Source organism: Rummeliibacillus sp. TYF005 (assembly GCF_003844195.1).
Taxonomy (GTDB): Bacteria; Bacillota; Bacilli; order Bacillales_A; family Planococcaceae; genus Rummeliibacillus.
Genome location: NZ_ML122557.1, coordinates 13,511 through 35,615, shown reverse-complemented (window position 1 = coordinate 35,615; position 22,105 = coordinate 13,511). Strand labels below are relative to the sequence as shown.

Here is a 22,105-nt window from a genome sequence, read left to right as displayed (position 1 = left end):
GTTTGAGAAATATGAACAAAAAGCATATGGATAATTTGTTTTTTGTCGAAAAATATCTTATTATATTCTTAAAACATTTTTAAAATCACAGGAGGTGTACACTTTGTTCTCCCCCTCATTTGGGTCTTGGAACAAAGGAAGTCTTTGGACATAGCCATACGATTGACAGCTTTTGCTGTCTTGATCGCATGTTCAGCAGTTTTCGTAGCAACAGAGTTTGCTATCGTAAAGGTTAGAACAACTCGAATTGATCAGCTTATTGCTGAAGGTAACAAAAAAGCATTAAAAGCAAAAAAGGTAGTAAACAGTTTAGATGAATATTTATCTGCCTGCCAACTAGGGATTACGATTACATCTTTAGGTTTAGGTTGGTTAGGGGAAGGTACGGTTGCTAAACTATTAGATCCGCTATTCAACTTACTTAACTTAAATCCTAGTATTACATCTATCCTATCATTTATCCTATCATTCTCTATCGTGACATTTGTCCACGTAGTTATGGGTGAGTTAGCACCAAAAACATTGGCGATTCAAAAAGCAGAAAGTGTAGCCCTTAATATCTCTGGCTTTTTAATCGGATTCCATAATGTGATGTTCATATTCATCAAACTCTTAAATTCTTCAGCCAATGGCTTAGCTGCCCTATTTGGTTTAAAAGGTATGAAAGAGTCCGAAGTCGCAATGACTGAGGAAGAATTACGAATCATCTTATCTGATAGTTTAAAAGGCGGCGAGATTAATCAGTCTGAATATAAATATGTTAATAGCATTTTTGAATTCGACGATCGTATTGCCAAAGAAATCATGGTACCTCGTACAGAAATCATTGGTATCGAAAAAGAGCTAACGTTAAAAGAAGTATTTGAAGTTATGGGCGTAGAACAATATACTCGCTATCCAATTATCGATGGAGACAAAGACCATATTATTGGCCTTGTCAATATGAAAAATCTTTTAACAGCTTATATTAAAGATCCTGCAAACGGTTCAAAACCGGTTACTGAATATATGCAACCGATTATTCGTGTATTTGAAACAATGCCAGTTAGTGATTTACTTTTAAAAATTCAACGCGAACGAATCCATATGGCCATTTTAATGGATGAATATGGTGGTACTTCAGGTCTTGTTACGATTGAAGATATTATCGAAGAAATTGTCGGTGATATCCGTGACGAATTTGACCAAGATGAAGTCCCTGAAATCCGTAAAATTGAAGATGATCACTATATCTTAGATGCCAAAATGTTGATTGAAAATGTAAACGACTTTTTAGGCATTAACATTGAAGAAGAAGATATTGATACAATCGGTGGTTGGTTCATGACTCAAGATTTTGATGCAGTAAAAGGTGAAAAAATTACTGAACAAGGTTATGAATTTATCATTAAAGAATTAGACGGTCACCATATTCTTTATCTAGAAGTCATCAAACTTCCAGAAGAATTAAAAGAACAAGCTTCAATTGATGGAGAAAACAACACATCTGAAGAATAACTTTTAATGTTTAACTAAACATAGAACGACGCACGCTAAAATTTATAGTGTGCGTCGTTTTCGCTTGTCTGAAACTTTTGCAAGGGGGAAACATTGTGGACTTATATACAAATTTAAGACAAGGGGAAAAAGGTGCATGGCTTAGTATTTTCACCTACCTTATCCTTAGTTCTACTAAATTAGCCATAGGTTTTATAGGACATTCTACTGCCCTTAAAGCAGATGGGCTAAATAATACAACAGATATTATCGCATCTGTAGCCGTTCTAGTAGGACTTCGAATTTCTCAAAAGCCACCCGATAAGGATCATCATTACGGACATTTGCGAGCTGAAACGATATCATCACTAATTGCTTCTTTTATCATGGCAATTGTAGGTTTTCAAGTTCTATTTAATGCTGCGAAAAGTTTTATTGACCACAATCATGCTACACCATCATTGCTAACAGCATTTGTCGCACTTGGCAGTGGTGTCGTGATGTACTTGGTTTACTTATTTAATATTAGACTAGCAAATCGCATTGAAAGTTCAGCAGTAAAAGCTGCAGCTTACGATAATCGTTCAGATGCATGGGTCAGTTTTGGTACTTCAGTTGGGATTTTCGGTGCTATTTTCGGCTTTCCGATTATCGATTCGATTACCGCAGTAGCTGTAGGATGTTTAATCTTAAAAACTGCTTGGGAGATATTCTTTGAAGCCGTTCATACATTAACAGACGGCTTTGACGAAGGGGAATTAGAAGCCCTGTCTGTGCTTGTTAAAAATGTAGATGGCGTCATTCAATTGATAGATTTTAAAGGTCGTAATCATGGCAATCTAATTTTTGTCGATCTAACAGTCACTGTAAACCCTGATCTTAATGTTTGGCAAAGTCATCATATTACCGAAGAAATTGAGCAAACCATTCGTCGTGTAAAACCATTAGCAGTAGTACTAGTTCATATAGAGCCAGAAGGTTTAGAACGTGATCATGAGCATAATATATTTTAACCAATCGATAAATTAAAATATAAATATTGACACTATAACTAATAAATGTTAATCTTGTTTCAACTAAGAGAAAGTAGGTGAGGTATCATGAAAATTCTATCATTCATTGAATCCAAGCAAATTGGTTTGTTACGATACACTCACTACTTGTGTGCTTTTTAAGTACACTCTCTTCTAATGTGCGTGAAACCTGTGACTGCCAATTTGCAGTTACAGGTTTTTTATTTTTTAGGACTCTATTAGCTCAACATTTGCAATGAAGTTCAAAACAAAAATGGCTCTTAAGCCTACACACATTAGGAGGAACAAAAGTGAATTTACAAGATTACGGTTGGAATAATAATTGGCAAAAACAATTTGAAGCATATAAGCATTTAAATACGAACGAACATTTAACAGTTGGTCGTGTTTTATTGGAACATAAGCATTCATATCGTGTGATGACAGAATTTGGTGAATGGATGGCTACACCTTCTGGTCATTTTCAATATAATGCTCAAGTTCGCCGAGACTATCCTGTAATTGGAGATTGGGTTGTATTAGAACAAATGCCTGGAGAAGAAAAAGGGATGATTCATGCAATCCTTCCAAGAACTTCTCTTTTCTCAAGAAAAGTAGCAGGTTCAAGCGTCGAAGAACAGATTATTGCTGTTAATATCAATTATGTATTTCTAGTCATGAGTTTAAACAAAGACTTCAATCTACGTAGATTAGAAAGATACTTAATCGCAGCCTATGATTCTGGGGCAAATCCTATTATTGTCTTAACCAAAAAGGATTTGTGCGAAGATCCTTCAGAATATGTAGACCAAGTTGAAACAATCGCCTTTGGTGTTCCGATTTACACAGTCAGTAGTTTAACTGGTGAGGGAATTGACCTATTGCAACAATTACTTTCAGATGGCAAGACAGGGGCTTTACTCGGTTCATCCGGTGTTGGTAAATCCTCTTTAACAAACGCACTTTGTGAGGAAAAGGTAATGTCCGTTCAAACAATTCGTACGAATGATGATAAAGGCAGACATACAACGACACATCGTGAGCTTTTCCAATTGCCAACTGGCGGGTTACTGATTGATACCCCTGGAATGCGCGAATTTCAATTATGGAATAATTCAGATAGTCTAGATAGTAGTTTTAATGATATTGAAACACTAGCTCAACACTGTCGTTTTAGAGATTGTGAACACAAAAAAGAGCCTGGATGTGCTGTAAAAGCAGCAATTGAGGAAGGTACACTCGAAAAAGATAGATATGATAGTTATTTCAAACTAAAACGTGAACTTGCATTTATTGAAAGAAAAGCGAACACCCAAGCCCAATTAGCTGAGCGAAGCAGAGGGAAAAATACTTCAAAGCAAATTAAAAAGAACACCAAAAGGTAGATTACATTTTATTTGATAAAACGAAATTTCAGAGGGGTTTCTAATCCCCCTCTTTTTGTTTGGACTTTACAGGCAGTTTTTCTTATTTCTCTTCAATTTGATGAGAAGCCTTTAATATTTGACCCCTTAAATCATTAGATTGTAAAGATAGATATATATCCAGGCATTCTCTAAATCGCATTTCCTCTTCACGCACTCCATTAAATTCTAGTTCCAAATCATAAGAGTGACGCTTTAATAGTGCAGCAATTTCAATAGGATTGAGTAAAGTGAGGACTTCCATTATTTCACTTTTTGATAATGTGGCATCTCTTATCACATCTTCTAAATCACTCATAGAATGTATTTCACTTTTTATAATCGCTAATTTATCAGAAGTATAGCGACATTCTTTTATTTCTTTGATGACGTTTCTATATAACTCATCGTCTATTTTGCTACCGTCTGAAAATTTTATCTTATAGTTCTTGTCAATATATTTTGCCGTTATAAATTGTTGATCGAGCGCATTCGATTTTACTGCTGTAGCTATATTCGCCACTATAATTGATAAACTCTTATCAATGTATTTTTCTAAAGAACCGGCGTTAATACCTAGCTCATACTTTAAAAGTTTTGCTGCCTTCAATACAATTTCTTTCAATTGTTCATCTGACTGTGCTGATAAAAAATGCAACAAATAATTTTTTTGAATCTTAGTGATTGTTAAATCCCTTGAATCCTTTCCAAGAATTTTGCAACCAATTGCTGTTGTAAGGACCTTTTCATATATATTCATCACTAAATATTGATACTCTTCTTGATATCCACTTAATAAGTGATGAATAGCTTCTGAAGAAAAATACCGGCAAAACATATTTTCATAATTAATGGTTTCTACATATTTCTGCATAAATTCAATACCAACAAAGCCACCGATTGGCACACAAATTGGATAATCAGCGGTAATATGAATTTCGTGAGCTTCGAAATTAGGATTATAAATTTTAAAAAAGCCCTTTACTCCTTCTGTCACAGTGGCGTTGTATATTTCTTGAGGAGTATCTATTTTATTTTCCAACATCATATTAGCAAAAACCTTTGTCGCTTTTAGCTTCTGATCAATTCTTTTTCTTCCCAGTTGATACAGTTTTTCGATTGCAGTTGCTTTTAACATTTGAACTGCATCTTTCGGATTTGGTACTGCTTTTAGTTGTATGCCTATTGTATAAAAAATCGATTTCATGATTCCTTCAGCAACTTCAACTCTAACGGAACTAGATTGACCATTATTATATTTTTCGATTTGGCTGTTAAGAAGTTGTATGCATTGAACCTGGATATTTTCTAATTCTTCTAGTGTTAATATATTTTTTTGAACAGCTATTTCTAAAAGGGATTGAACGTAAAATTCCTCACTTAGATTAAATCGATATATCTCACCAAACTTTTCAATACTCCTCATAATTATCATCATCCTCATTCTCGCAATCAGCTTCTTCATCATCTAATGGATTTTTTCCATACCTAAGATTCGTAGCTATTTTATCTAGTTCTCTACCAGAAAGTAACTCTAGAGACCCTTGACATTTTTGATTAAAGGCATTTCCCATGAAATAGATTAAATCATCATCGCTCACTAAATCTTCCATTTCATTTTTGTAATAGTAAAAGATTTCAATGAGTTCTTGGATTGTAGAGACGTAATTGTCTTTTGTAATATAAGGAGAGTCACAAAATTCCTGAATGATTTTATGAATAATTCCTCCACTAAATTCAACTCGACCATTTGAACTTAATACTTGATTTCTTGTTTTAACTAATTCCATTGCTTGTTGTTCCGTTAAACTAAGACCATATTTAGTAGTAAAATCATTACATTGAAAAATTTCTTGCACTGCCTGTTTTTGAATTAAGGATGAATGAATATTCATGATATTAAAATCCAATCGAGTCACCTTCAATTTTTTTAATATTTTAAACGAATTAAACTTGACAAATTATAATATTTATGATATATTTAAATATTATACACCTTTACGGATTTTATATAATACCATATAAAAGTGGATATTGTCTATAGAGAGATTGAATATTGAATTTTACTCATTTATATAAATAAAATAAAAAATCGCCTCTCTACACTAAGAGATGGCGATTTTTTATATTAAGATATTTCCTAATAATCTTCTCCGCTACCTTCTGTTAAACCATGTTTTACAGCATAGAGTGCAGCCTGTGTCCGGTCTTGTACTTCTAGCTTAGCGAAGATATTCGAAATATGTGTTTTCACTGTTTTTTCAGTAACGAAAAGTGATGCCGCAATTTCTTTATTGCTTTTTCCTTTTGTCAATTCGGCTAGGACATCCTGTTCTCTTTTTGTCAGTGGATGTTTGACATGTGGAAGATCTTCCATTATCTCACGATTTCGTATAAGTTGTGTGGTTGCTTGTGGGTGCATAATATTTTCCCCAGCCATAATTCGTCGAATTGCTAAAACAAGCTCATCAGGTTCGATATCTTTTAATTGATAACCTGCTGCCCCTGCTTCAATAGCAGGTACAACATGGTCACGATCAGAAAAACTTGTTAACATCAAAATTTGTATTTCTGGATATTTTGCCTTAATGCGTTTTGTCGCTTGGATACCATCCATTTCAGGCATGACTAAATCCATTAATACAATATCAGGATGTAGCTCTTTAGTTAGTTCGACTGCCTCTTTGCCATTACAAGCTTCTCCTACTACTTCGATATCTTTTTGAGTTTTAAGGAAGAACAACAATCCCCTTCTTACCACATGGTGATCATCAGCTATTAAAACGTTAATCATACTTATCCCCCTTTAATAAGGTAAACGGATTAAGATTTCTGTTCCTTTGCCCAAATTACTTACCCAATCAACCGAGCCACCTAAAGCTTTTGTGCGGTCACGCATACTTTGTAACCCGATTGAAGGTAGTTGGACGAGTGAGTCAACTTGGAATCCTCTACCTTCATCTTTTATAACAAGTAATACATCTGTTTGTGTAATCGTGATGAAAATTTGTGCTTCTTTAACACCTGCATGTTTTCTTACATTGTTAAGCGCTTCCTGCGTTAGTCTGAAAAGTGTCTCTTCAATACGAGAAGGTAGTTGGAGTACGCCAGATACTTTTACTTTCAGCTGTAAACCGAGCATTTCAGCGTATCCTTTTATCGCTTCGATTAAACCACTTTCTAAACCTTTTGGACGAAGTTGCCAGATTAAAGCACGCATCTCTGTAAGTGCCTCTTGTGTTAAATTTTGAATTTCTTTAAAAGTTTCTTTTGTCTCTGTTTTCTCTGCCATTTCAATACCTGCTCGTGAAGTTAACGTGACAGAGAAGAGTAATTGATTGACCGAATCATGTAAATCTCTCGCAAGTCGGTTACGTTCCTGTACAAGTGCCATTTCTTGCTCTTGTTTTGTTAGAAGTATCCTCTTGATTGCAGAACCCATTTGGAAAGCGACCGATTCAAGCAAGGCTAATTCATCGTCAGTAAAACGTACTGTATTCGGTGAAGCTACATTTAGTAATCCAAATCGTTCTTGTCCAGATTGTAAAGGTACCGTCGCATGATGAGTAATACCTGCACAATCACCAACACAAGCAGTAGTAGCATTCTCAATACGTTGGCACTCAATAATATTAGAAGCTTTCATCAATTCTTGATTGCGATATTTTGAAATACACCAACAACCACCTTTTTCAAGGAAATGGCAATTTCGATCCTCCAATGCAAGTGGTAAATTCTCATGTGCAATAAGCTCATGTCTCCCCCGTTTATTTACAAAGAAAATCCAACCTGTTTCAAAATTAGTACCTTTTAAAAATTTCCGTAGTGCACCTTGGAGCATTGGTTGCATTTCTGTTCCTTCGTTTAATAATTCTGCAATTTCTTTTAATAAACTAATATTTGAATGATCTGTAGAATTCATCAATTGCCTCCAATCTTGGATGCCCAATTCTCTTCTTTTCTTAATCATACCACTGACCTATCTTTCATGGCATGATTAGCCTCTCGGTAATTAGACTGATATTTGTTTACGGAAAAATAAGCCTTTAATATGTCAAATTGAAATTTAAAAGAGGATTTGTCTAATATCTTCTTTAATATAAGAAATAAGATAGATCACATAGCTATAGTGTTACCAAACCTGTTCAAAGTGAGATATACAGATAAAAGGAGGAGTAATATATGAAGTTTTATAAGATGAACGCAGAGAACGCAAAGCGAGTGACACAATATAATTCTAATTTTCTTATGAACTCTTTTATGCATTTAAATTGTGAGCTAAGAATTTCAGTTATGACTTTAAAGGAAATGGTAAAATTGGGTTTCATCAAACAACAACACCTCAATTACTCTATTTACTTGAAGGCGAAGGCGTCGTTTGCAATGAAGATAAAAAATATTATTCCGTCCAAAAAGGTATAGCCGTATTCTGGGATCATGGAGAATGGCATGAAACTAAGTCTAATCAAGGATTGGTTGCGCTTATAATAGAAGGATTTAACATTAGTGAAGATAGTATATTATTGGATACTTTATCGAGTGAAGCTTTACACTGTAGTGATTAAGAACTTTTTTATGAAATAATATTAGTGGAAAATAAATCCTCATTCGAGTACTAATGTTTTACATCTACTATTATTATTATTATAATCGGAAAAGAATATACTAAGATTAGGAGATTTCATATGTCAAAAAAGTTGGAGTATAGCTTACTTTTTATGTGGGTTGTATCACTAATCGCAACAATGGGCTCTCTTTTTTTCTCAGAAGTCCAAAATTTTGAACCTTGTAAATTATGTTGGTTTCAACGCATTCTAATGTACCCACTTGTCATTGTACTAGCTGTGGCATATGTTCAGAAAAACGCCCGGATTGCAGTTACAAGTGCTATTTTCTCTTGTTTAGGTGTATGTATTGCATTGTATCATTATGGTATTCAAAAATTACCTGCACTACAAGAATCAGCTGTTTCATGTGGACGAGTACCTTGTACATCAGATTATATTAACTGGTTTGGATTTATCACTATTCCATTCCTTTCACTTATAGCCTTTATCTTGATAGCTGGTACAAGCTTCTATATGTTAAAAGCACTTAAGGAGGAACATTAATGGCAAATTCTAAAAAAAATAATGCCCAGAAGAACGACAATAAGTTAACGGTTATTTTAATCATTGGTTTCATCGTGATAGCCGCATTTGCTACACTTTATTTCTTAAATAATAGTTCCAACAAAGAGAAGACTTCCGGTTCTAGTAACCTTTACGGTAAAACAGATTTAGCACAGTCTACGATTGATATTTTAGATGATAAAAACTATCAAAATATTATTTTACCTGAAGACTTAGAAAAGAAAATCTCTAGTGGCGACGAAGAAATGGTCTATTTCTTCAAATCCGACTGTCCACATTGTAAGAGAATCACTCCAATCTTAATGCCTCTAGCAAAAGATATGGGTGTTCATATCGACCAATATAATCTACTTGAATTTGAACAAGGTTGGGATCAATATAATATTAAAGGAACACCAACGCTTGTTTACTATAAAGATGGTAAAGAACAAGCACGTGTTGTTGGAGAACAAAAAGAGGACATTTTTAAACAATTCTTTGAAGCAACGATTTTGAAGGATAGATAATCCTATTAAAAACTCTAGAACAAATGAAAAACAACGCCTCAGATTTCTCATGAGGCGTTGTTTTTTTGTGTACTAAAAAGAAAAATGATCTGGATGTGAACCGAAACGTTCGTTACGATTTAGTGCATCGATTGCCGCCATATCTTCTGCAGTAAGTTCAAAATCAAATACATTTGCGTTTTCTTCGATACGACTTGGAGTTACTGATTTTGGTATGACTATATGGTCACTTTGTAAATGCCATCGAATGATGGTTTGGGCAACTGATTTACCATATTTTTGACCAATTGCAGCAATAGTTTCATCTTGTAAAACACGACCTCTACCTAGAGGAGACCAAGCAGTAATGACAATATCATTTTTTTGACAGAACTCGCGTAATTCGACTTGAGAAAGGTAAGGATGTAATTCGACTTGGTTTACCATTGGTTTTACATTTGCCGTTGCAAAGAGCTTTTCAAGATGATGGATTTGGTGATTTGATACACCTGTTGCTTGAAGTAACTTCTCATCATATAATCTTTCAATTGCACGATACGTTTCTGTAAATTTATCAGGAACTGCCCAATGTGTTAAATATAAATCTAAATAGTCGGTATTAAGAGCCGTTAATGTTTTTTCAAACGCTCTTAAAGTTTCGTCATAACCTTGATCGGTATTCCAAACTTTTGAAGTGATAAAAATTTCTTCTCTACGTTTTCCAGATGCACGAAGCGCTTCTCCAACTTGTTGTTCATTTTTATAAAATGCTGCTGTATCAATTGCAATATAACCAGTGTCCAACGCCTTTCTAATCGAATTGAACGCTTCTTCTGGTTGATCCATCTTATAAACACCTAATCCAAAACGTGGAATTTCTATACCGTTATGTAATTTTTTTGTTGAAGTTATTGAATACATGTTATTTCCTCCTTTTGGGTATTCTTATTATACAAATATTATCAAAGTATTTCGAGAATAATGAATTTTTCTGAACGGTTGCAATTTATTTCATAAACGAATATTATATTAAATGTTGTTAAAAACGTTCGTGTTTAGAAAGAAGGTATTTTGTTGTTTCATTTAAAAGAAAATAATACTGATATAAAAACAGAAATAATTGCTGGGATCACAACATTCCTTACAATGGTCTATATTATTGTCGTCAATCCAGTAATTTTATCTGAAGCTGGAGTGCCTGTTGACCAAGTATTTATGGCTACTATTATTTCAGCAGTTGTAGGAACTTTATGGATGGCACTTTGTGCTAATTATCCAATAGCAATTGCACCTGGTATGGGCTTAAATGCATATTTTACTTATTCAGTTGTGTTAGCTTCAAATGGAAAAATAGATTATATGACTGCCTTTGCATCAGTTTTTGTAGCAGGTATTATATTTATTATCCTATCTTTAACTCCTCTTCGTGCGAAACTAATTACAGCAATTCCTGAAAATTTAAAACGTGCAATTACTGCAGGTATTGGTTTATTTATCGCTTTTCTTGGTTTGCGTATGAGTAATGTAATTGTTGCAGACGAAAGTAGTAATCTTGTTAAACTTGGTGATTTATCTTCTCCTGGGGTTATGTTAACTTTGTTTGGATTGATCATTACAGTTGTGTTAATGGTGAGAAATGTAAGAGGTGCCTTGTTTATCGGGATGATTACAACCGGTATTATCGCTGCATTTACAGGACAATTGAAAATTGAAAAGGTATTAGCAATTCCACATTTACCTAAAGGCATTTTAATCTGGAACCCAGTAGATGCATTTGGAGATGTCATCCATTATGGTTTATATGGTGTAGTATTCTCCTTCATCTTAGTCACTTTGTTCGATACAACTGGGACACTCGTTGGTATTATGAAGCAAGCTGGTTTGATGAAAGGAAATGAGTTACCACGCGCTCGTAAAGCTCTTTTAGCAGATTCACTTGGTACTACAATTGGGGCTATGTTTGGTACAAGCCCAAACTCAGCATTTGTTGAATCATCTTCTGGCGTTGCTGCTGGTGGTCGAACTGGTTTAACTACTCTAACAGTTGCTATTCTTTTTATCGTTTCTTCATTCTTTGGTCCTTTAGTTGGTGCTGTTTCTGGCGTTGCTGCTATTACTTCACCAACATTAGTTATTGTAGGTACATTGATGATTGCATCTGTCAAAGATATCGATTGGAGTAAATTTGATGAAGCATTCCCTGCATTCTTAATCATTTTAATCATGCCTTTGACATCAAGTATTTCAACAGGTATAGCCTTTGGTTTTATCGCTTATCCTATTTTAAAAATAGTCAAAGGTGATGCAAAAAAGGTTCACCCATTGTTATATTTCTTTGCTATTTTATTTGCTATTCAGCTTATTTTCTTAAGATAATTAAAATACCTTATTCTTTATATTTAAAAAGCAATTGGAACAGAGATTTTTCTCCTCCAATTGCTTTTTTAACTTTTTCCACTAATATTATTTTTTATTTATTATTATCATCAAATTGTTCAGGGTCTTGCTCTCTACCTACTTCTTCTAGTTCCGTTTCACTTCTGCGTTTTTCCATTTGCCATCCAAGATTTTCAACATCGTCAAATGAAATGGCCATTGATCCATTTTCTTTTGCTTTTTTATCTCTTGACATGATTAACACTCCTTTTAATAGGTTATTCTTATTCTGTACAGTAATACAGATGTTATGAATTGAAAAATCATGATTAGATAATGACCAATTTCCGCCATATTTTAGTTTGGAAATTACATTTCATTTTTGGTGAAATTGGGCTATACTTGTAAGAGAACTTTTACTTTTTCATTTATTATGAGGAGGGTACTTCCATGAAATTATTATTAATACTTGGAGTTATTCTATCTTTCTTAACTGCAATCTTCACTGCTGGTTATGAAGACAAACCGTATTCTGAAAAATAATCATTTATATAAAAAGAGGACAGCCTTTTATGGTTGCCCTCTTTTTATATATTTGTTAGTGCATGCCTCTAAACCCTTGTTGACGTAAGGCTTCAAAAATTACAATAGCTGCAGTATTAGATAGATTCAAAGAACGAACATTATCACTTTGTGGAATTCGTAAGCATTGTTCTTGATGCTCTTGAATGATCTCTTTTGGAATGCCTGTCGTTTCTTTTCCAAACATGAAATATATTTCTTCTTCTGTGTTACTATAGTCGAAATCTGAATATGCTTTTGTTCCAAATGTTTCAATATAGTAGAGAGTACCTTCTGCATTTTTTTCGTAAAATTCTTCTATAGAATCGTAATAAGTAATATTAACTTTTGGCCAATAATCTAAGCCTGCTCTTTTTAACATTTTATCGTCTGTTGAAAATCCTAATGGACGAATTAGATGTAAATGTGTATTTGTTCCTGCGCAAGTTCTGGCAATATTACCTGTATTTGCAGGGATTTCTGGTTGATATAATACGATGTGTAAAGACACTTCGAGACACTTCCTTTATTTTTCTAATAACAATTATAAAGCGAAACTTCAATACATGTGAAGTTTACGTACAGGACGTGATGCTAATCCCTACTATTGTTAGTTTTTATTGGCCGCTAATAAACGCTAACCCTTTTTGTATTTCTAATTGAACTTCCTCGTCTTTTTCTCGGATGAGACCTTCTCGTAACACTTCTTCTACCTCTTTACCACCGATTTTACCAATGGCCCATGCAGCTGTTCCTCGTATAACAGGGCGCTCATCTTTTTGAAAAACTTCGATCAAAGTAGGTAAAGCAGAGACTTCTTTAAAATGCGCCAATGCGATTATAGCATTTCGTTGAATGGGTTTCTTGCCTCTCCAAGAGCCAGATATATGTCCATAGGTTTCTTTAAAATCACGGTTTGAAATGGCTAATAGAGGTTCAAGTAATGGTTTTGCCACTTCAGGATCGGGCTTAAATGCCTCATGTATCCAGTTACTCTTCCCTTTATTTTTTGGACAAACAGTTTGGCACGTGTCGCAGCCATAAATACGATTACCTATTTTAGCACGGTATTCGTCTGGCAAAAATCCTTTTGTCTGAGTTAAATAAGCAACACATTTTTGTGAATTTAGTTGTCCTCCCTGAACAAGCGCACCTGTTGGACAAACATCTAAGCATAATCTGCATTCTCCACACTGATCTTCCATCGGCTCGTCTGATTCAAATGGTAAATCTGTAATCATCTCACCCAAGTATACGTAAGAACCATATTCAGGTGTAATGACGGCGCAATTCTTTCCACTCCAGCCAATACCGGCTCTTTCTGCTACTGCACGGTCTGATAATTCTCCAGTATCGACCATTGAACGTATCTTACATTCAGGTACTTTTTCTTGAAGAAATGCCTCCAATAACGCAAGCTTCTCACGCAAAACAGTATGATAATCGATGCCCCAAGAAGCACGACAAAATATTCCACGTCTTGCACCTTTTTTTCCTTGAGGTGCATTTTGCATCTTTGATGGATAAGCAATCGCAATCGCTATTATACTTGCCGCATTCTCCAGTAAAAGTTTAGGTTCTGTTCGTTTCTCTATATCTGATTCTTCAAAACCAGATTGATAACCCAATTCTTGTTGACGACGAAGGTGATTCTTTAATTCCATAAATGGTGATGCAGAAGTAAAACCAATTTTATCGACGCCTATGATTTGTGCATAGGCGATGAACTCTTGTTTTAGCTCAGTCATATTCATTTGGTTTCACTCCTCTTTCTATGATAAACTGGAAAAAATATATGATTAGGTGATGTATAGTGACTAAAATAACATTGGACTCATCATTAACAAATCTAGTACCGGCATTTAAAATCGGCATTATTCATTATACCAAAATTGTAGTAGCAGAATCTCCTCAAATGATTAAAGGGAGAACACAATTGTATCAAGAAAACCTTTTTCTAGAATTACAAGAACAAGCTGTTACAGAAAGACCTGGTATTAAAGAATGGCGTTCAACATGGAAAGCTTTAGGTGGTGATCAAAATCGTTATCGTCATTCAGCAGAAAGCTTAATGAGAAGAATTGCCAAACAAAACTATTTAACCCCTTTCCAATCTGCAGTAGATTTGAATAATTTCTTTTCTCTTCAATATGAAATTCCTATTGGGATTTACGATGAAAATTTAATAGATGGAGATATTGTGATTGCGCTCGGCAATGAGGAGACCGGATATGAGGGTTTGAACGGTCGTTTTAATTCATTAAAAAATATAGCCCATTCAAAAGATTCAAAAGGACCTTTCGGTAGTCCATTCGTTGACTCTAAGCGGACAGCTGTTACAGAAAATACAACTGATGCCATTCAACTATTCTATTTACGTCCATCTTTTTCAGATGAGGAAAGTATAGAATTATTAAATGCTGCTGGCAAAATGTTCTCTCAAATTCACGGTGGTGACTACACAATTGCTCTAATAACAAAAGAACATAGAGAAGTCGAAATATAGCTTCGAGTAGGAGGCTTATTATTAGTTGTAAGCCGACCTTGTCATACCAACGTAAATACAACTCAATATATATCAGTTAGAAACAAAAAATCCACCTCTTATCTCAAGAGGTGGATTTTGAATTTAAGAAAGTTAGATAAATTAAAAATAATAATGAAAAAGAATTGGTACCAATAATACAAGAATGCAGCCGACAATAGGCACGGTTAAAACTTTAATTAAACCTTTCTTTACCTCCCTTTCCAAAGGAGCACCTCCATAAATATTTCTTGCTTCTTTCGCTGCAATTTAGTATTTATAAAAGTGTAGGTCTTGTTGTCTACTACGCCTCAAAGTTTTACTTTTAGAACCTATTTTGCATCTATACAGTAGTTGATGAAGCTTCTTTTTCAGCTCTCATAACCTCATCATCATATAGATGACAAGCCACGAAATGCCCTTGTTCTTTTTCTTGCCAACGAGGTTCCATATGCTTGCAAACTTCTTTAGCCATCGGGCAACGTGTATGGAATACACATCCTGAAGGTGGATTGATAGGACTAGGCAATTCACCTTTTAATATAATCCGCTCCCTTTGTTCTTCTATATCTGGGTCTGGAATAGGAATTGCCGATAATAATGCTTGCGTATAGGGATGAAGCGGTTTGTGATATAACTGTTCAGAACTTGTGAGCTCTACCATTTGGCCCAAATACATAACCCCAATACGACTCGAAATATATTTGACCATTGATAAATCATGCGCGATAAACAAGTAAGTTAGTTCTTTTTCCTTCTGCAAACGTTGTAATAGCTTTACAACAGATGCTTGGACAGATACATCTAACGCTGAAATAGGTTCATCTGCTATGATAAATTCAGGATTCAAGGCTAAAGCTCTAGCAATCCCAATACGCTGCCGTTGACCGCCCNGAAAATTCGTGTGGATAGCGATTAGCATGTTCTCTATTTAGACCCACGTCTTCTAATAATTCATAGACTCGTTCACGTAAAGCTTTTTTCTCTTGATATAATCCGTGAACTTCCATCGGTTCCGCAATAATCTCAAATACTGTCGAACGTGGATTTAAAGAAGCATAAGGGTCTTGAAATATCATTTGCATATTTTTTAGCATTTGATCTTTATCTTTTCCTACTTGTGCATGTACATCTCTTCCTTCGAATAGAACTTTTCCATCCGTGCGATTATAGAGACCCATAATAGTACGTCCTGCCGTCGATTTACCGCATCCAGATTCGCCTACAAGACCGAATGTTTCCCCTTTATAAATATCAAAGCTAATACCGTTGACCGCTTTTAATGTATTTCCTTTTCCTAGTTCGAAATATTTTTTTAAATTTTCAACAGATAGTAATACTTCACCCTTCATGATGCTCACCCCAATTTTGCTTGATATCGACTAACTCCACAAAGTTCCTCTTCAAATTTGGTACCTGCTAGCGTAATAATTTCTACCGTTTTTCCAGTTTGCGGAGAATGTATCATCTTCCCATCTCCTAAGTAAAGCCCTACATGGCGAACGGGCGCTTTCCCAAAGTCATCTGCAAAAAACAGTAAATCTCCAACTTGCCATTCTTCCTGGTTTTCTTTATCAACTGCTTGACCTGCTTCTTTTTGCTCTCCCGCATCACGTGGAATAATAATGCCACATGCTTTCAACATGTTATATGTAAAACCAGAGCAATCGTATCCATAAGATGACATTCCCGCCCATAGGTAAGGCAAATCTAAGAATGCTGTTCCTTTCGCAACCGCTTGATCCATAGTTGTTGGATTTCCTGTAGTACTACTTGTTGTAATTTCCACACCAATTTTAGATAAAAGCGCTTTTCCATTTGGCGTATCAACATGATAGAACTTTGAACATTCATCTTGTAAAGGCAAGATTGTATTGAATGGTAGAACTATTAACGGCTTTTCATCTTCACTCCATAATTGAACTTTATCAGCGGTAACTATTACATAGTTTTTAAATTTGTTTGTACCGCCTTCTTTTAACTGAGCTACTGGAACCCACCCCGGATAACCTCTGCTATCTTTTTTAGATGGCTGATGAATTGCCACAATTTTAGCCCAACCATCAACTATTTCATCGACAATTACTTCTTCCCCAAAGAGCAATTGTGTTTGAATACGATTGGCATTACACAAATCTACTCGTTCCTTGTATGGCAATGCCTCAAGCCATTTCACAAGATGCACTGGATTTTCAACACCTGGTGCATCGATATCTCTTACAGAAGATACGGAAGTCCAGACTGTTGCCACTGGTACTGCACAACGCCAAATATTACTTGAAGCTGCCATTTAAATTCCCCCTTTGCACAAGTTATTCACCCGTTTAATGCCTAAACCAGGCGTAGGATCAAATGTTATTTTTGAATCTTTATATTGTATACCGCCATCTAGTAAATCCTCTTTTAACATTAGCGGTGCATCAAAATCATAATAGATAATATTCGACTGACTTGCAGCAAAATGAGCAGCGGCTCCAACGCCTAATTTTGTCTCAATCATACTACCAGTCATACATTTCATATCATGACTAGCAGCTAGAGTTGCAATCTTCAATGCGTGATAGATTCCTCCAGCTTTCATTAACTTTATATTGATCAAGTCTGCAGCTCTCATCTCAATAACTCGCTTAGCGTCATAAACACTAAAGACACTTTCGTCCGCCATAATAGGGATTAAAGTATGATCTGTTACATACTTTAATCCTTCCAAATCATGCGCTAATACTGGTTGTTCGATAAATTCAATATTTAATTGTTCCTGTTCCATTTGCTTAATAGCTTGCACTGCCTCTTTTGGCGTCCATCCTTGGTTAGCATCTAAACGAAGTTTGATGTTAGATCCAACTGCTTCACGAATTGCTTTAATCCGTTTTATATCATCTGAAATTTCGCCGATTCCCACTTTGACTTTTAAAATTTGAAAACCATCATTTACATAATTTACTGCATCGTTCGCCATTTCAGATGGTTCATTCACACTAACGGTATAATCCGTTGTTAACTCTGATTTCGCACCACCTAGATATTGATATAATGGCAGTCCAGCATATTGTGCCAATAAATCATATAAAGCCATGTCGACAGCAGCTTTTGCACTTGAATTACGTACCATTGAACGATGAAGCTCTTGGAAAAGCTGTTCATGATAGTGTAAATCTCTTCCTATCAATAAAGGTTTCATCACTTCTTCAATCGCAAATCGAATACTTGCTAAAGATTCTCCAGTAATCACATGAGTTGGTGGCGCTTCGCCAAATCCTTCTCTTCCATCCTGCGTTTGAATACGAACATAAATTGCATCTGCTACAGTAACAGTTCGTAGTGCAGTTTTAAACGCCTTTTTTAACGGTACTGCCACTTGAAATGTCTCAATTGAACGAATGATCATTATTCCTCACCTCATTTTGTTATTTGACACCCGGTTGTATTGTGATTGTTTTTTCATCCGCATCTAAAAATGCATTGGCCCCTAATGGAACGGCAAAATGTGGTTGGCAATGACCAATTTTTACATCCTTCACAATTGGAATTGAAAGCTTTCCAAAATAATGTTCGAATACTTCTTCTAATGTTAGTGATACTTTGCGCTTTTTGGGCTCTGCATGGCTAAAATCAGCTATAATAATCCCTGCCACATCATCAAATTTACGAGCTTGACGAAGTTGATTTAGCATACAATCTACTCTGTATGGCTCTTCATCGACATCTTCAATGATTAAAATCTTCCCTTTTGTATTCACTTCAAATTTAGTACCAATACCATTTGATAGCAAGCTTAGGTTTCCTCCTACTAGCTCACCTTGACATTGTCCTGGATGAAAGGTTTCGATTGAGGCGAAGGATTCATCGTATTGAAGAACTGTCGGCTCAAACAATTGCTCGAACATTTTCGCTGATTTCTCCTGAAATGTATCTTTACCGATATCTGAGGCGAACATAGGTCCATGAAATGTCACGAAATCAGCGTACCTTTCAATGGCTGTATGTAAAAACGTAATATCTGAATATCCCCAAAAGACTTTTGGATTATGTGCAATTAAATCAAAGTTAATACGATCCGTATAGCGTGCAGCTCCATAACCACCACATGCGCAAATAATCCCCGCTATATTCGGATCTGCAAACATTTGATGTAAATCATCTAATCGTTCGTCATCCGTTCCTGCTAAATATCCATATACTGAATTCACTGATTCTCCTATTTTATAATTAAGTCCTAATGTTTTTATGAATTGTAAGGATTTATGTAAACTTTTTTGATCTGGAGGACTAGAAGGTGCAATAATTCCAATTGTATCGCCACGTTTTAATCTGTTTGGTTGTTTTTTCAAAATACCTCTCCCTTTCTTTCAACTTATATTTAAGGAAGAAATTGCAGTGTCATATTATGACACTGCAATTCTATTATTTTTTATCTGCCCATTTAAGTTCTAAATAACCAACAGGATGACGAACAACACCTGTTACAGACGGCTTTTGTAGTGCTAATTGGTTGTAGAAGTAAAGTGGAACAATTGGCGCTTCATCGATTAAGATTTTTTCTGCATCTTGAAGCATTTTCCAACGTTTCTCATTATCTGTTTCTTTTTTAGAATCTGCGATTAATTTATCAAATTCTTTATTAGACCATCCTGTGCGGTTCATAGTAGAATCTGTTACAAAACTTTCAATTGCATTTACCGGGTCAGCATAGTCAAATAAGAATGATGAACGTGATAATTGGTGTTTCAATTCTTTTTGTTCAGTCATAAATACAGCAGGTTCAACATTTTTTAGCTTGATATCTACACCAAGATTCTCTTTGAATTGGCTTTGAAGAGCTTCTGCAATTTTTTTGTTATCTGGGCTTGTAGAATAAGTTAATGTAACTGCTGGAATCTTAGACCAACCTTCTTCTTTCAAACCTTCTTTAAGTAATTTTTTTGCTTCCTCTTTGTTGAAAGTGATTAAATCACCAGTTACTTCACGGAAATCTTCACCTTTTGCATTTGTTAAACCATAACTTACAAATCCGTGAGCAGCTTTTTGACCTTGTTTAGTTACATAGTCAACAATATTTTGTTGATCTACAGCCAAAGCAAATGCCTTACGAACTTTTTGATTGGTGAAAGGTTTTTTATCAACATTGAAACGGTAGAATGCAATACCCGCTTGATCTTGATTTGTTAGCTCTTTGTTATCTTTTAACTGTTCAGCGAGTTCTGATGGCACTGTTGAAATATCGAGCTCATCTGATTGATACATTTGATATTCAGTGCTCGAATCATTAACCATTGCCCATTCAACTTTATCTAACTTCACAGTATCCTTATCCCAATATTGATCGTTCTTTGCAAAAACCATTTTAGAATCGTGATCCCATGATTCTAATTTAAATGGACCGTTTGCAACGAATGAATCTGCTTCTGTAAACCATTTTGGATTTTCAGTTGCTACCTTTTCATTTACTGGGAAGAAGCTTGGATTTGAAATAATGTTCAAGAACGCTTCAGTAGGCGCATTTAGTTTTACTACAAATGTCTTATCATCTTTTGCCTCAATTGCAATGTCTTCCGGTTTTCCTTTTCCGGTATTGTAACTTTCTGCACCATCAACTACATAAGCTAAAAATGCTGCTGGAGATGCAGTTTCCGGATCTAGCATATGTTTCCAACCATATACAAAGTCGCCTGCAGTCACGTTATCACCATTTGACCATTTCGCATTATCACGAAGTGTAAATGTATAAGTTAAACCATCATCTGAAACGTCAATTTTTTCAGCCATAGCTGGTTCTGGTTCATTTTTGTCGTTTAATCGTACAAGACCTTCCATTAAGTTATTTAATGGAGCCCACGATACCGCATCAAAAGCAACTGAAGGATCAAAAGAAGACGGTTCAACACCGTTATTTAAACGTAATACCTTTTCTTCTTTCTTTCCTCCATCTTTAGATGTTTCATCTTTTCCTGCATCTTTGCTTGCTGTACATGCTGCTAGTACAAGCATTAAAAGTGCCATAAATACTAGCGGAAGCCATTTTTTTCTCATACATTTCCCCTCTTTCCCCTTTTTATATTTATGTGAAGCACTGAGTGCCTATCACCTATTCACTAAATAATCCCTTTGCTCTTTCATCTTGTAGCCAACAATCCGTATAATGACTAGTCGTTAAATAGGTTGTTTCTGGTTGTACATAGTCACATACCTCCATTGCAAAAGGACATCTTGCTGCAAATGCACATCCTTTTGGTGGAGCAAATAAGTCTGGCGGTGTACCCTCGATTGGTTCTAATTCTTCCTCTAACAAATCTAAACGTGGAACCGAATTAAGTAACCCTTTTGTATATGGGTGTGTTGGGTTATAGAAAATTTCACGTTTCATACCTATTTCGATAATCTTACCTGCATACATCACAGCTATTCGATCTGCTATTTTCGCAACAACACCTAAGTCATGCGTGATTAAGATAATGGAAACACCTGTTTTTTCTTGAATTTCTTCGAATAACTCGAGAATTTGTGCTTGAATCGTGACATCTAATGCAGTTGTCGGTTCATCAGCTATTAATAACAAAGGCTCGCATATAAGAGCAATTGCAATAACAATCCTTTGCCTCATACCACCTGAAAATTGATGAGGGTATTGTTTTAAGCGTTCTTCTGGGTTCGGTATCCCCACAAGATTCAATATCTCAATAGCCTTTTTATTTGCTTCGATTTTGCTAATCGATTTATGGGTTCTAAGACCGTCCGTTAGCTGTTCTCCAACTGTCAGAGTGGGGTTTAGAGCCGTCATAGGATCCTGGAAAATCATCGAAATATCTACACCTTGAACTTTCCTCAGGGCATTTTTATTTAATTTTGTTAAATCTTTTCCTTTAAAAAAAATGCGTCCATTCGATATTTTACCGGGGGGTTGTGGGATTAGCCCCATAATTGCGTTTGATGTTACACTTTTCCCACACCCTGATTCACCAACAATTGCTAATGTCTCCCCTTCATATAAATCGAATGTAACACCACGTACAGCATGAACTTCTCCACCATAAGTTTTAAAGGTCACATGCAAATCTTGGACTTCCAACATTTTCTTTCCAACTTTTGTGGAGAGATTTTGAAGTTGTTGTTCATCGTAGTTTACTTTACTTGTCAT

Annotated in this window: 20 protein-coding genes and 3 pseudogenes; 8 read left to right on the top strand and 15 right to left on the bottom strand. The window is 35.3% G+C overall.

Annotated features, from left to right (window positions below; all coding sequences use genetic code 11):
- The first annotated feature begins 144 nt into the window (after positions 1 to 144).
- The 3 genes from CW357_RS09815 (at position 145) to rsgA (ending at position 3,874) form a co-directional block, all read left to right on the top strand.
- Positions 145 to 1,497, top strand: a complete 1,353-nt coding sequence (locus CW357_RS09815; protein ID WP_233548011.1) for a hemolysin family protein — start codon at positions 145 to 147, stop codon at positions 1,495 to 1,497.
- A 95-nt stretch (positions 1,498 to 1,592) separates the two neighbouring features.
- The gene (locus CW357_RS09810) at positions 1,593 to 2,489 is read left to right on the top strand and encodes a cation diffusion facilitator family transporter (protein ID WP_119414544.1); all 897 of its coding nucleotides are present in this window, start codon (positions 1,593 to 1,595) and stop codon (positions 2,487 to 2,489) included.
- Positions 2,490 to 2,800: 311 nt separating this feature from the next.
- On the top strand, positions 2,801 to 3,874 hold the full coding sequence (gene rsgA / locus CW357_RS09805; protein ID WP_119414543.1) for a ribosome small subunit-dependent GTPase A: 1,074 nt from the start codon (positions 2,801 to 2,803) through the stop codon (positions 3,872 to 3,874).
- Between the two features lie 82 nt (positions 3,875 to 3,956).
- Here the strand turns inward: rsgA and CW357_RS09800 are convergent, their stop codons facing one another.
- The 4 genes from CW357_RS09800 to CW357_RS09785 form a co-directional block, all read right to left on the bottom strand.
- Positions 3,957 to 5,318 carry a DUF6179 domain-containing protein gene (locus CW357_RS09800; protein WP_164489577.1) on the bottom strand — a complete coding sequence of 454 codons (1,362 nt, stop codon included), beginning with the start codon at positions 5,316 to 5,318 and terminating at the stop codon, positions 3,957 to 3,959.
- Positions 5,305 to 5,802 carry a DUF6323 family protein gene (locus tag CW357_RS09795; RefSeq protein ID WP_119414541.1) on the bottom strand — a complete coding sequence of 166 codons (498 nt, stop codon included), beginning with the start codon at positions 5,800 to 5,802 and terminating at the stop codon, positions 5,305 to 5,307. The genes CW357_RS09800 and CW357_RS09795 overlap by 14 nt, the downstream gene beginning before the upstream one ends.
- Positions 5,803 to 6,032: 230 nt before the next feature.
- On the bottom strand, positions 6,033 to 6,686 hold the full coding sequence (locus CW357_RS09790) for a response regulator transcription factor (RefSeq protein ID WP_119414540.1): 654 nt from the start codon (positions 6,684 to 6,686) through the stop codon (positions 6,033 to 6,035).
- Between the two features lie 12 nt (positions 6,687 to 6,698).
- Positions 6,699 to 7,814 (bottom strand): GAF domain-containing sensor histidine kinase, encoded by a 1,116-nt coding sequence (locus CW357_RS09785; protein ID WP_124217926.1) that lies wholly within the window; start codon positions 7,812 to 7,814, stop codon positions 6,699 to 6,701.
- Between the two features lie 388 nt (positions 7,815 to 8,202).
- Between CW357_RS09785 and CW357_RS18885 the strand changes: the two are divergent.
- The 3 genes and pseudogenes from CW357_RS18885 to CW357_RS09770 form a co-directional block, all read left to right on the top strand.
- Positions 8,203 to 8,457 (top strand): annotated as a pseudogene (locus CW357_RS18885) (cupin); the annotation flags it as partial.
- Positions 8,458 to 8,577: 120 nt separating this feature from the next.
- Entirely contained in the window at positions 8,578 to 9,003 is a 426-nt protein-coding gene (locus CW357_RS09775) for a disulfide oxidoreductase (RefSeq protein ID WP_119414537.1), read from the top strand.
- Complete coding sequence (locus CW357_RS09770) at positions 9,003 to 9,530, top strand: thioredoxin family protein (RefSeq protein ID WP_119414536.1); 528 nt, start codon at positions 9,003 to 9,005, stop codon at positions 9,528 to 9,530. The genes CW357_RS09775 and CW357_RS09770 overlap by 1 nt, the downstream gene beginning before the upstream one ends.
- A 72-nt stretch (positions 9,531 to 9,602) precedes the next feature.
- Here CW357_RS09770 and CW357_RS09765 read toward each other — a convergent pair whose 3' ends face one another.
- Positions 9,603 to 10,430 carry an aldo/keto reductase gene (locus CW357_RS09765; RefSeq protein ID WP_119414535.1) on the bottom strand — a complete coding sequence of 276 codons (828 nt, stop codon included), beginning with the start codon at positions 10,428 to 10,430 and terminating at the stop codon, positions 9,603 to 9,605.
- A gap of 153 nt (positions 10,431 to 10,583) precedes the next feature.
- Between CW357_RS09765 and CW357_RS09760 the strand changes: the two genes are divergently transcribed.
- Positions 10,584 to 11,885 (top strand): NCS2 family permease, encoded by a 1,302-nt coding sequence (locus tag CW357_RS09760; RefSeq protein WP_119414534.1) that lies wholly within the window; start codon positions 10,584 to 10,586, stop codon positions 11,883 to 11,885.
- A 94-nt stretch (positions 11,886 to 11,979) separates the two neighbouring features.
- On the opposite strand, the gene CW357_RS18250 is transcribed toward CW357_RS09760, so the two are convergent.
- The 3 genes from CW357_RS18250 to queG all read right to left on the bottom strand — a co-directional run bounded on the left by CW357_RS18250 (position 11,980) and on the right by queG (position 14,200).
- On the bottom strand, positions 11,980 to 12,141 hold the full coding sequence (locus CW357_RS18250; RefSeq protein WP_158582308.1) for a hypothetical protein: 162 nt from the start codon (positions 12,139 to 12,141) through the stop codon (positions 11,980 to 11,982).
- Between the two features lie 342 nt (positions 12,142 to 12,483).
- Complete coding sequence (gene trmL / locus CW357_RS09755; RefSeq protein WP_124217925.1) at positions 12,484 to 12,957, bottom strand: tRNA (uridine(34)/cytosine(34)/5-carboxymethylaminomethyluridine(34)-2'-O)-methyltransferase TrmL; 474 nt, start codon at positions 12,955 to 12,957, stop codon at positions 12,484 to 12,486.
- Between the two features lie 106 nt (positions 12,958 to 13,063).
- Positions 13,064 to 14,200 (bottom strand): tRNA epoxyqueuosine(34) reductase QueG, encoded by a 1,137-nt coding sequence (gene queG, locus CW357_RS09750; protein WP_124217924.1) that lies wholly within the window; start codon positions 14,198 to 14,200, stop codon positions 13,064 to 13,066.
- 59 nt (positions 14,201 to 14,259) lie between these two features.
- On the opposite strand from queG, the gene CW357_RS09745 reads away from it, so the two are divergent.
- On the top strand, positions 14,260 to 14,952 hold the full coding sequence (locus tag CW357_RS09745) for a B3/B4 domain-containing protein (RefSeq protein ID WP_119414531.1): 693 nt from the start codon (positions 14,260 to 14,262) through the stop codon (positions 14,950 to 14,952).
- Between the two features lie 361 nt (positions 14,953 to 15,313).
- On the opposite strand, the pseudogene CW357_RS18585 reads toward CW357_RS09745, so the two are convergent.
- The 7 genes and pseudogenes from CW357_RS18585 to CW357_RS09715 form a co-directional block, all read right to left on the bottom strand.
- Positions 15,314 to 15,863, bottom strand: a pseudogene (locus tag CW357_RS18585) (oligopeptide/dipeptide ABC transporter ATP-binding protein); the annotation flags it as partial.
- 1 nt (position 15,864) lies between these two features.
- Positions 15,865 to 16,322: pseudogene (locus CW357_RS18580) on the bottom strand (ATP-binding cassette domain-containing protein); the annotation flags it as partial.
- 5 nt (positions 16,323 to 16,327) lie between these two features.
- Positions 16,328 to 17,260 (bottom strand): C40 family peptidase, encoded by a 933-nt coding sequence (locus CW357_RS09735; RefSeq protein WP_119414529.1) that lies wholly within the window; start codon positions 17,258 to 17,260, stop codon positions 16,328 to 16,330.
- Positions 17,261 to 18,358 (bottom strand): dipeptide epimerase, encoded by a 1,098-nt coding sequence (locus tag CW357_RS09730; RefSeq protein ID WP_119414528.1) that lies wholly within the window; start codon positions 18,356 to 18,358, stop codon positions 17,261 to 17,263.
- Positions 18,359 to 18,377: 19 nt separating this feature from the next.
- Positions 18,378 to 19,301 (bottom strand): S66 peptidase family protein, encoded by a 924-nt coding sequence (locus CW357_RS09725; protein WP_119414527.1) that lies wholly within the window; start codon positions 19,299 to 19,301, stop codon positions 18,378 to 18,380.
- 73 nt (positions 19,302 to 19,374) lie between these two features.
- Positions 19,375 to 21,000: a peptide ABC transporter substrate-binding protein gene (locus CW357_RS09720; RefSeq protein WP_119414526.1), complete on the bottom strand. Its 1,626-nt coding sequence runs from the start codon at positions 20,998 to 21,000 to the stop codon at positions 19,375 to 19,377.
- Positions 21,001 to 21,055: 55 nt separating this feature from the next.
- Complete coding sequence (locus CW357_RS09715; protein ID WP_119414525.1) at positions 21,056 to 22,105, bottom strand: ABC transporter ATP-binding protein; 1,050 nt, start codon at positions 22,103 to 22,105, stop codon at positions 21,056 to 21,058.

Coding starts and splice junctions, on each gene's coding strand:
- CW357_RS09720 (WP_119414526.1), bottom strand. CDS start 21,000: ATGAGAAAAAAATGGCTTCCGCTAGTATTTATGGCACTTTTAATGCTT.
- CW357_RS09770 (WP_119414536.1), top strand. CDS start 9,003: ATGGCAAATTCTAAAAAAAATAATGCCCAGAAGAACGACAATAAGTTA.
- CW357_RS09730 (WP_119414528.1), bottom strand. CDS start 18,358: ATGATCATTCGTTCAATTGAGACATTTCAAGTGGCAGTACCGTTAAAA.
- CW357_RS09775 (WP_119414537.1), top strand. CDS start 8,578: ATGTCAAAAAAGTTGGAGTATAGCTTACTTTTTATGTGGGTTGTATCA.
- CW357_RS09765 (WP_119414535.1), bottom strand. CDS start 10,430: ATGTATTCAATAACTTCAACAAAAAAATTACATAACGGTATAGAAATT.
- CW357_RS09785 (WP_124217926.1), bottom strand. CDS start 7,814: ATGAATTCTACAGATCATTCAAATATTAGTTTATTAAAAGAAATTGCA.
- CW357_RS18250 (WP_158582308.1), bottom strand. CDS start 12,141: ATGTCAAGAGATAAAAAAGCAAAAGAAAATGGATCAATGGCCATTTCA.
- queG (WP_124217924.1), bottom strand. CDS start 14,200: ATGAATATGACTGAGCTAAAACAAGAGTTCATCGCCTATGCACAAATC.
- CW357_RS09715 (WP_119414525.1), bottom strand. CDS start 22,105: ATGACAAGTAAAGTAAACTACGATGAACAACAACTTCAAAATCTCTCC.
- CW357_RS09790 (WP_119414540.1), bottom strand. CDS start 6,686: ATGATTAACGTTTTAATAGCTGATGATCACCATGTGGTAAGAAGGGGA.
- CW357_RS09735 (WP_119414529.1), bottom strand. CDS start 17,260: ATGGCAGCTTCAAGTAATATTTGGCGTTGTGCAGTACCAGTGGCAACA.
- CW357_RS09800 (WP_164489577.1), bottom strand. CDS start 5,318: ATGAGGAGTATTGAAAAGTTTGGTGAGATATATCGATTTAATCTAAGT.